The following is a 9811-nucleotide window of genomic DNA, read 5'->3' on the forward strand; positions in this document are numbered from 1 at the left end:
GCGACAGTGGTTGTGTGGAAACAAACCGCTCGTTACACATGCTGTCTGCAAGCGTAGTTTCCTGCGTTACAACTCCTGAAGCATCCGTAACTTCCTTTGTCGTAACGGCTGAAGCTGCGCTTGCATCTTTGCGGGGGGGCGGCTGCTCACGCAGCCGCCAGAGCAATTTTAGTGAAATTGCTCTGGCGCATTCCCGCTTCATATTTTGGCCGCCGCACCATTTTTTGCCAAATAGCGGCCCGGCGGTCTTACAGCAAAGTGGCTTTATTCCGCTGCCGGGACTTGAAACTTTGCGTCCGCCTCCATATAGTTATGGAAGAACGACTGTAGCCAGCGGCTACGGGGGAGTATTGCGAACCCTATGAGTACTGTACGCGAAACCGCTGTGGGCCTTTTTGTGCTGATTGGCCTGCTTTGTGTGGCCTATCTGACCATCAAGCTCGGCAAAATGGAAGTTTTGTCCGGCAAGGGCTACGAGCTTACTGCCAATTTCGACTCTGTTTCCGGCCTGCGTGTCGGGGCGGACGTGGAAATGTCCGGCGTGCCGGTGGGCAAGGTGATCAGCATCAGCCTGGACCCGGACCCCATGCGCAATCAGGCCGTTGTGCGTCTGCGCCTTGACAAGGACCTGCACCTCTCGGACGACAGCATAGCCTCCATCCTGACCAGCGGCCTCATAGGCGACAAATACGTCAGTATTTCCAGGGGCGGCTCAGACCATATTCTCGCCCCCGGCGACAGCATTACGGAAACAGAATCCGCCGTTGACCTCGGCTCTCTTATCAGCAAATACGCCTTCGGAGGAGTGAAATAAACATGCTCACCCATGCGCTTCCGCGCCGAATCACCCTTGCTCTGTGCGGCTTTCTGCTGGCTCTTGTGCTGCTGCCCGCCGGGGCGCAGGCCAACTCTCCTGCCCGGCAGGCCCTTGAAACATCTACAAACCGCATACTGAACTTCATAAAAAATCCCGACTATGTGAACCCCGCCTCACGCGGCCCCATCCGCCAGCAAATTGAAGACGAGGTTCTGCATATATTTGATTTCAATGAATTCTCCTCACGTACCGTAGGGCCGCGCTGGCGCAGCTTTACACCGGAGCAGAAAAAGGCCTTCAGCGACGCCTTTGCCGACCTGCTCATCAATACCTATCTCAACAAGATTGACGGCTATAACGGCGAACAGGTGCTCTATACGGGCGAGGTGAGCTCGGCCAAGGGCGACCGCACCGAAGTGCGCACCGTGGTCACCATGAAGGACGGCAAAAAAGTTCCCGTGGCTTACCGCATGCTGCCCAAAAACGGCAAATGGCTTGTATATGACGTGTTGATAGAAAACATCAGCCTGGTGAAAAACTACCGCACCCAGTTTCAGGACATCCTGAATACCGACTCGCCGGAAAACCTCATTGCGCGCATCAAGGCCAAGGCAATGGAAGTGCGGCAGGAACATGATAAATAATCATTGTTTGCGCCGGATGCGCCTGCTGGCCTTGAACCTTCTGCTGCTGGCGGGCCTTGCCTGCGCTTTTGCCGAGGAATCCGTGGCAGCCCGGGGCGGGCGGCAGGAACCCACGCCCTCGACAGTCTACGGGGCCGCCCCCATGCTGCCTGCCGGGGCCATCACGGTAACGCCCTACGGTTCATTGCGCGCGGCTGACGACCTTGACGACTACGACACCGCCGATGCCAGCATTGCCGACCCCTTTGAGCCGTGGAACCGCTTCTGGTTTCATTTCAACGACATTTTCTATCTTTATATTGCCAGACCAGCCTACGATGCCTGGGTGTTCATCACGCCGCACCAACTGCGCGGCGGGCTGAAAAACTTCTTTTCCAACCTGCTTTTCCCCGTTCGCTTTGTGAACAACGTTCTTCAGTTCCGCTTTATGGAAGCCGGGGTGGAGTTTGGCCGCTTTATCATGAACACCACGTCAAGCGCAGGCTTTGCCGATGTCGCCAAGGGCAAGCGCACCATCGTGCCGGTTGACCCCACTGGCGAAGACTTCGGGCAGACCCTGGGACGCTGGGGCATAGGCCAGGGTTTTTACCTTGTGTGGCCCATCCTTGGCCCAAGTTCGGCGCGTGATACCGTTGGCCGCGTGGGCGACGTCTTTGCCGACCCCCTCTTCTACCTCAAGCCCTGGGAACTGGGTACGGGACTGGCGGCGGGCTTTCGCTTTAACGACCTCGGCGACGTGCTGCCCCTGTATGAGGACCTGAACAGCGCCGCCGTGGACCCTTATATCGCCATGCGTGAAGCCTATGCAAACTTCCGCAAGTCGCAGGTGATGCACTAGAGCAATTTAAAAGTTAAATTGCTCGGACGGCTGCGTGAGCAGACGTTCGCTACGGAGGCGTAAGCGCAGTTTATCTGCGCGGTTAAACGCCGAAGCGAGCGTGCCTTAAACTTTGAGAATGTATATTCTCAAAGTTTATCTGCTCTAGGGTCTCTGCAGACCATGCCGACTGCGGCCGTCGGGAGCCATGCGCTCACGGCAGAGCCTGCACGGCTCCATTTACCAAAAGCGGGGGTACGCAAGCGTACACCCGCTTTTTTTAGAGCAATTTCGCAGCGAGAATATCCATCCACAATGCTTCCAAGACGCCCGCTTCCGTCAGAACAATTTCAAAGTGAAACTGCTCTAGAGCAGATTAACTTTGAAAATGTACATTTTCAAAGTTTAAAACACGCTCGCTTCGGCGTTTAACCGCGCAAATAAATTGCGCTTACGCCTTCGCGGCGGGCGCCTGCTCGCGCAGTCGCCAGAGCAATTTCAAAGTGAAACTGCTCTAAAACCACTGAATAGTTTTTCCATTCAGCAGTTTTTCATCTTCATCCATCAAAGCTGCAATTTTTGTCATTTCATGACGGGCTATTTCCAGGTCCGAAACCATAGCCGGGCAAGCGGCTAACGAAAAAGAAAATGTAAAGTCCCTATAGGGAGTAAAACAAAACGATTTATATTGCCATGGAAAGACACCCGCGCGAATCATGTTATAAGTAAAATACAAAAAAGTTTTTGGAGTAAATACGGAAAAATGCACATCTGTCACAGCACCATCGACAGTTTTTTCGTAGGTTTCAACTAAACGCTCCCACTCCTTCACGCTTGAGAGCAGATTTGTTACAGCCAGACTGTCATCTTTCCAAAATACGGTAGAATCATTACAGCTTATTGTGTCCATAACGTGCTCAAGAACACTCCAGGGCGCACAGGGAATTTTTGATACATGGACATGCCAGGCTTCAGCAAACGACGTGGGTTGCCTGAAATGGTCAAAGCAATACCGGTGGTCAGGAAGCATGGCGTAAAATAACCCGCCCGGACTCATGACATTTTGAATATCCAGAAAAAAATCTATGATCCTGGGAATGTGCTCCAAAACATGGCAGCTAATTACATAGTCGAAAGGAGGAACGTTCTTCAGGTCAGCAGTGTAGCTTTCTTTAATAACGTAATCGATGGAAACCGCTTTTTTCACGCAGGGTTCATTTTTGAATTTTTGCAATATTTCGCTGTCATTGCATATATCCGCATAATAAACATCAGCCTCCGCCTTGGTGAAAATGGGCGAATAAAAAGGACCTATTTCCAAAATACGTTTGCGAGTATCAATGCCTTTCATAAAACGCGATGCATCTCTACGCACGTTGATCACCTCGTGTTGAGTATTTACTGACGATGCTGTTGGTATTTAAAATTTTCAAGCATCATTTTTTATGATGTTTTCTCCCAGGAAGCTCTAGACAGTGTCTACCTTGGGAGGCGTATCATAAATTTTTTTACCGCTAATGCCTCAGCATCCCTTTCCGCTTGATGCCAAATGCTGTGGGTGAAGATGTATTTAAAATCCAATCTGCCTTGTGTCATTACGAAAACTCCAATGCCTGTGGCAATATCAGTTCTTCGTCAAATTCGCTTTATCGTGATGCCGTGCGAAGCGTAGCAAAGGAATCTGAATGTCCTGAATCTTTGATTCCAGCGCATTTTCCATTGAACCGCAAATAGGCGGCCTGAAAATACTGAAGCCAATTGTCTTAAAAAACTTACACCGCCTGAACTCGTACGCCACCAATCAACCCTGTTTTTTGATCCGATGCGCAGTGATGGCCGCGCACAGCAGCTTCAACAGGGGCAAGATGGATACACAAAATCCTTTTTCTCAAAAATTCGCGCCAACAAACTTCCGATGCTATTCATGAGATTTTCTGGCAATATAAGCTACACTCTTTCCTTTGACAAACCCAGTAACAGAAGACCTTGCACTATTTGTCAGGGATTGAAATGAGAGCATATATGTGGCCTGGTATACAATACTTCTTCAACGCATTGCATGACTTTTACTGTGCATTTTTTGGACTACAGTATGATTTTTTGAGTATTACTCTCCAAAAAATTTCTTTTTACAGCCCTTTGGAGTCCATATGACATGGCCCTTGCGCACCCGAGCTGAATGCCCTAAAAAAGTACTGTCCATCAAAAACCTCCTGAGCTTGAACGTAGAGCGGTTTACTATAGAAAGCGTTTAGTATTTTGGGCAAGTTCAATCCCTGAAAGTCCCCAGGCAAAGTTTGGAGTTTATCGATTGATTATCACCCAGTAATCCTGGAACACCTATGACTCAACAACCCTTCCTCAACATCACAATGCCCGTGTTCAACAGGCCGGAGCTGACAGCCCTGACCATCACCAGTTTGCGAAAATGTACGGATGCTGTGCCCTTTATTCTGACTGTGGTGGACAACGGCAGTGACCAGACCCTGGTAACATGGTTACGGCAGCAGCACAGGAAAGGCCAGATCGACAAGCTCTTTCTGCTGCCGCAAAATATGGGTATTTCGTGTGCATGCAATATCGGCTGGCAAATGACGCCGGCAGCTTATTTTTGCAAGCTCGACAACGACATGTTCATCCAGTCTCCGACCTGGCTGGAACACATCTTTTCCCTCTGGCGACACGGTCTGCCGCTATCTACGCTTGGCCCGGCGTGGGGCGAGAAAGAAACCCTGAAAAACGGTGCCGCCGTTACTACGCCCGAAGGCAACCTGGGCTATTGCCTAACCAATTTGCCGGGCTGTGCCTTGTTCGTGCCTAAAGCGGTTTCCGATCTCCTTGGTTATTTCAACGAGGATTATGGATTATACGGGGCGGAAGACGGCGACTACGGCCTGCGGATCAACTGTGCGGGCTTTCCCCAGTATACTTACAATTGCGACGGGCTGCTTCGCCATATGGGCAAATGGCCGGACAGCATTCTTGAACAGTACAGGGCTCATGGTCTCAACAGAGAAAATGAACACCGCCGGTTATTTCAGAATCAGGATGGAACCATGGGGATGTTTCCGGTAAACCATTACCTGTTCAATGCCTGCATCAGGAACTGGCGTGTACCTCTCCGGTATGAAATTGCCGATATTGCTGATGACGGCAACGTCCACCTTCGCGAGCGAAAAGAATACCGCCTCGTAAAGGAAGCCTTACTACTCTGCAAACAAAAAATGGATCGTGTTTGTATGGAAACAGGAAATTACGGCAATATATGGAATCCCGGTTTCATAGAAGAACTCAAGGAGGTCATGAAAAGTTGCGGACAAGAATGTGTACCTCTCCCTTGATTTCACTGCGATTACGCTTGGAAACATAGTCAATCATCCTGGGCTGCAATAATTTTCAGAAGCATATCGATCCAGCAGGAATACATCGACCTTCTTTCAAAACAGACTGGAAAATCCTGTCGAAACCATATGCGCCGCCCAAATGGCCGAGGTGGCGTAAGCCGCGGCAAGGGCGCGGATTTTTTTGTTTTTTCGACCCTCCGGCTGACGTCTGCCCTGCGCCGATTTCATACCATTGACATCAACTATTGCGCCGCGAGGCTGCCCGCGCGGCTAAACCTTTTTGCCGAACAGCCGTTATTTCCTGTACGGACTTGTGCGCTTGTCTCAGCCTGCCCTTCCCGGGGAGAGGCAAAAAATGCCCCTGAAAGTTGCACGCATTTTGCAACAGGGGCTGTGTCCGGCACATATGCCCCTCCGTGCCGGGCCGAAATTTTCTATGAGAGGCGCTTATGGCTATCAGTATATCCGGCTCAAACTCCATATCCGGCCTCAGCAACATGGGTACCGACTTTGATACCGTGCTTGCCAAGCTTAAAAAGGTGGAGTCCATACCGCTCAACCGTCTGACCGCGTGGAAGTCCGACTGGAATCTGCGCTACGAGGCGTTCGGCTCCATCATTGAGCAGGTCCAGATCGCCAGCAACGTGCTCGGAACCCTGAGTAACCGGAACAATTTCGTCACCAAAAATGTCGCCACCAGCAATGAGCACGTTCTTACCGCTGTAGCCAACGCTTCGGCTCAGGACGTGCAGCACAACATCAATGTGCTGCAAACTGCCAATAACGCCGTTTGGGCCAATACCGGGCATGTGTTCAGCTCCAAGAACGACATCATCAACGATTCGGGTACGGATCAGTACTTCAAGTTCACCTATGCGGGCGTTACCAAAGAAATCAAGGTTCCTCCCAAGACCACGCTGGAATCTTTCGTCAGCATGGTCAACAACTCTACCGATAACCCCGGCATAAAAGTGAGCATGGTGCAAACCGGCTCGGGCTACGTTTTTCAGGTGGCGGGTAAAAGCACCGGCGCGGCCAACGACCTCATCATCCACGACAGCGGCCTTGTGGGCATGAGCTCTGCGGGCAGCATTTCCACATGGAAAACGAACAACGCCCTCAATCTTGCGGAAACACTCACCGATCCCACAAAGTACTCCTATGACCTGATCATGGAGGACGGCGCAAAATTCAAGATTGCCATCACCGGCGACAAGACCAACCAGAATCTGGCTGACCAGATAAACGCGCAGACAGGCCGCAACGTCGCCAGCCTGGACAGCAGCGGCAACCTGACCCTTACGGGCGTTGCGGGCATGTACCAGCGCGACACGGCGACCACAGAAAAGTCCGTACCCGCCAGCACCAAGGTTGCCCTTACGTCCGGCGGGGCCAACGACACATTGAACAGCGACCTTATCGTCACCATGACATACGATGACGGCATCACGCCTACTGGCCCTCCGCCTGCCGGCACGCGCACGGTCACCATCAAGGCGGGAACCACCATGCGCGATGCTCTGGCCCAGATAGCCCAGGCTTCGGGCATGAAGTCGGCGGACCTGAGCATGGACGCGCACGGCGAATGGTCCGTCAACCTTGAAAATATTACAGACATAAGCTTCAGCGGCACTGAAGCCGCATCCTATACGCCCACCTATACCACGGCTCAAATGGGAACCCGCGTGGGCGACCTTGCGTCCGCCACCACAGCGCTGGTTTTCAAGGCCGACATGCTGAACACGGCCATCGGCGGCAACAGCCCCGATGGCAGCAATTTCACCTACACGATTGTAGGCAAGGATGGCGTTGCACAAACCATTACAATTGCAAACACCGCCACCTATCAGGATCTGGCCGACAAGATTGCCGGATCCCTAACAACACCTGGCAGCGATGGCAACATTTCCCTGTCGCTGGACAATACCGTCAAGTTCTACCTCAGCCAGGGAACAGGCGGCGGCATGGACGGCCTCACCGCAAGCACCGCCACCACCACTACCGCCACGGGCATGCTGCCGTCCGCCACAATTCAAAATCCGCAGCCGGATCTCAACTATACCGTCACCCTCAATGACGGCACGGCCATCAACGTCGGGCCAATAGCCAGCGGCTCTTCCATGCAGGATGTGGTGAATGCCATCCAGGCCACCCTGAACAGTAATCCGGCCGCCCAGGCCGCCGGGGCCACGGCCCAGCTTGTGAAAGCGGACGGAAACCCCTGGGCCGGCGATGCCGACGGCCCGGCCTACCTTGAGGTCACCAATGCGCAGGGCGTCAGCGGGCCGGGCATCAAGGGGCAGGTAGCCACATCGTCCAACTGGAACATCCAGCGGGCCACCAATGCCCGCTTTACCGTGGACAACTGGCCCGTTGAGATGGAGTCCGCCACCAATACGGTCAGCGATGTCATTGAAGGCGTGGTCTTTACCCTTCAGGACGAGGGGCAGGCGCGCATCAGCATCAGCACCGACATCACATCGGTGGAAAAATCCATCCAGACATTTCTGGACGCGGTGAACTCTGTCCTGCTGACCATCCGCGAGTTCACAAGCTTTGACAAGGACAAGGCCACCACAACCAACGACCCCAAGCTGGCGGACAACGACAACTACAGCCCCTCGCAGCTTACCGCTGAAAAAGGCGGACTCTTGCAGGGCAACTACGGGGTGCAGCTTTTCAAGTCACGTTTCAACAGCAGGCTGGGCGGGTCGCCTCCAGGCTTTAAAAGCCGCACCAGCGCCGAAGACGTGCTTTCCGGCGATGTGCTTGCCAACCTTGCCAACCTTGGCATCAAGGTGAACAATAATGAAGCCAGCGACAAATTCGGCCTGCTGGAAATAGCGCCCTCGTCCTCCATTGCCGCATTGCAGCAAATGGACCAGGAAAACTATAATAAAATGATCACCGACAACCTGGAAGCCGTGGTGGATTTTTTCTGCACCGAAGGCACAGGTACCACCACATCGCCGGACTTCCGTTACGGCAGCCATGTGGCGGGCATCACCAAGGCCGGTTCGTATGACGTTTCATACACGGTAGACGCGCACGGCAATATTGAAAAAGTCATGGTGGGCGGCGTGGAGGCCACGCGCGACACAAGCATGCCCGGCTACTATTACAGCGTGGGCTCGGGCGACGGGCGCGGCCTTGCCATTCTGATCGACGACCTGAGCGAAGGCGAACACACAGGGCAGGTGCGCATCAAGGAAGGGCTGGTGCAATCGGTAAACACCTTCCTGAAAAGCGAGCTGGTGTTCAACGACGTCAACATGTCCGGCACGGACCCGAGCAAAAACGCCGACGCCATTGCCCTCAAGTCGCAGAACGGCGCATTGATGGTTTTGCGCAACAACTATAAATCCATCATGGAAAACATTGACAAAAAGATCAGCAATGAGCAAAGCCGGCTGGCCCTCTGGGAATCGCGGCAGAAAAAATATTTCGCCAATCTTGAGACCCTGCTGAATAACTACGGAACCATGCAAAAGCAGCTTGAGTCGCAGATCGACAAGATAAACAGCAGCAAGAGCTGATACGCTTCAAGCGCGGTACGCCAGAGCAGTTTACGAGTGAAACGGGTTAGCTGCTCTGCAAGGATTTTCCTGAAAATCCTTGCCACGAAATGCGAGCAGGCAGGCTTTTGCCTGCCGTAAGCAAGCATTTCAAGTGTTAAATGCTCTAACAAAACACGCACGCCACAAGGACAGCAACATGAACAAAGCGGCGCACGCCTACTTTCAGACCAAGATCGGCACCACTGACCAGGGGCAGCTTCTGCTCATGCTCTACGACGGCGCCCTCAAATACATCCAGCAGGCCCGCACCAAAATGATCGCCAAAGACTTTGCGGGCAAGGGCATCATGATTTCAAAGGTTATCGACATTGTTAACGAGCTTGCCGCCTCTCTCAATATGGACAAGGGCGGCAGCCTGGCCGTCAACCTTAACAATCTCTACCTGCTCTGCACAGCGCGCCTGCTGCGCGCCAACCTGAAGATGGACATGGAGTCGCTCGACAGCGTGGAAAGCATCCTTTCGGGTCTGCGCGGGGCCTACGCCCAGATCATCGAAACCCCCGAGGCGCGCAAGGCCGCGGCGGACATTGCCAACCGCATGCAGCCCTCAGGCTCGGTGACCAAAACAGCACAACCCCTCATGCAGCATCAGGGTTCACCGGTCCCTCGCG

General features: G+C 53.1%; 8 protein-coding genes. 7 read left to right on the plus strand and 1 reads right to left on the minus strand.

The features are described 5' to 3' along the window. From V6C16_RS04395 to V6C16_RS04410, 4 genes are all read left to right on the plus strand, one after another. Positions 1 to 365, plus strand: a 365-nt coding sequence (locus V6C16_RS04395; protein ID WP_333542807.1) for a hypothetical protein, incomplete at its 5' end; no start/stop codon positions are given. Beyond that, on the plus strand, positions 362 to 814 hold the full coding sequence (gene mlaD, locus V6C16_RS04400; protein ID WP_333534640.1) for an outer membrane lipid asymmetry maintenance protein MlaD: 453 nt from the start codon (positions 362 to 364) through the stop codon (positions 812 to 814). The genes V6C16_RS04395 and mlaD, both read left to right, overlap by 4 nt. 2 nt (positions 815 to 816) lie before the next feature. Then, positions 817 to 1461 carry an MlaC/ttg2D family ABC transporter substrate-binding protein gene (locus tag V6C16_RS04405; RefSeq protein WP_333534641.1) on the plus strand — a complete coding sequence of 215 codons (645 nt, stop codon included), beginning with the start codon at positions 817 to 819 and terminating at the stop codon, positions 1459 to 1461. Further along, positions 1451 to 2299 (plus strand): MlaA family lipoprotein, encoded by an 849-nt coding sequence (locus tag V6C16_RS04410; RefSeq protein ID WP_333542808.1) that lies wholly within the window; start codon positions 1451 to 1453, stop codon positions 2297 to 2299. The genes V6C16_RS04405 and V6C16_RS04410 overlap by 11 nt, the downstream gene beginning before the upstream one ends. A gap of 493 nt (positions 2300 to 2792) precedes the next feature. On the opposite strand, the gene V6C16_RS04415 is transcribed toward V6C16_RS04410, so the two are convergent. Then, positions 2793 to 3653 carry a class I SAM-dependent methyltransferase gene (locus tag V6C16_RS04415; RefSeq protein WP_333534537.1) on the minus strand — a complete coding sequence of 287 codons (861 nt, stop codon included), beginning with the start codon at positions 3651 to 3653 and terminating at the stop codon, positions 2793 to 2795. A gap of 967 nt (positions 3654 to 4620) precedes the next feature. Here V6C16_RS04415 and V6C16_RS04420 point away from each other — a divergent pair. From V6C16_RS04420 to fliS, 3 genes are all read left to right on the plus strand, one after another. Next, on the plus strand, positions 4621 to 5619 hold the full coding sequence (locus tag V6C16_RS04420) for a glycosyltransferase (RefSeq protein ID WP_333534536.1): 999 nt from the start codon (positions 4621 to 4623) through the stop codon (positions 5617 to 5619). Positions 5620 to 6071: 452 nt separating this feature from the next. Next, positions 6072 to 9158, plus strand: a complete 3087-nt coding sequence (fliD, locus tag V6C16_RS04425) for a flagellar filament capping protein FliD (RefSeq protein ID WP_333534535.1) — start codon at positions 6072 to 6074, stop codon at positions 9156 to 9158. A 178-nt stretch (positions 9159 to 9336) separates the two neighbouring features. Next, the coding region (gene fliS / locus V6C16_RS04430; protein ID WP_333542809.1) for a flagellar export chaperone FliS at positions 9337 to 9811 on the plus strand (475 nt) is incomplete at its 3' end.

The sequence above is a fragment of the Desulfovibrio sp. 1188_IL3213 genome (genome assembly GCF_036763145.1).
GTDB lineage: Bacteria > Desulfobacterota > Desulfovibrionia > Desulfovibrionales > Desulfovibrionaceae > Desulfovibrio.

Bases quoted from the DNA above. Each gene is read 5' to 3' on its own strand.
- fliD (WP_333534535.1), top strand. From the start codon at position 6,072: ATGGCTATCAGTATATCCGGCTCAAACTCCATATCCGGCCTCAGCAAC.
- V6C16_RS04420 (WP_333534536.1), top strand. From the start codon at position 4,621: ATGACTCAACAACCCTTCCTCAACATCACAATGCCCGTGTTCAACAGG.
- mlaD (WP_333534640.1), top strand. From the start codon at position 362: ATGAGTACTGTACGCGAAACCGCTGTGGGCCTTTTTGTGCTGATTGGC.
- V6C16_RS04405 (WP_333534641.1), top strand. From the start codon at position 817: ATGCTCACCCATGCGCTTCCGCGCCGAATCACCCTTGCTCTGTGCGGC.
- V6C16_RS04410 (WP_333542808.1), top strand. From the start codon at position 1,451: ATGATAAATAATCATTGTTTGCGCCGGATGCGCCTGCTGGCCTTGAAC.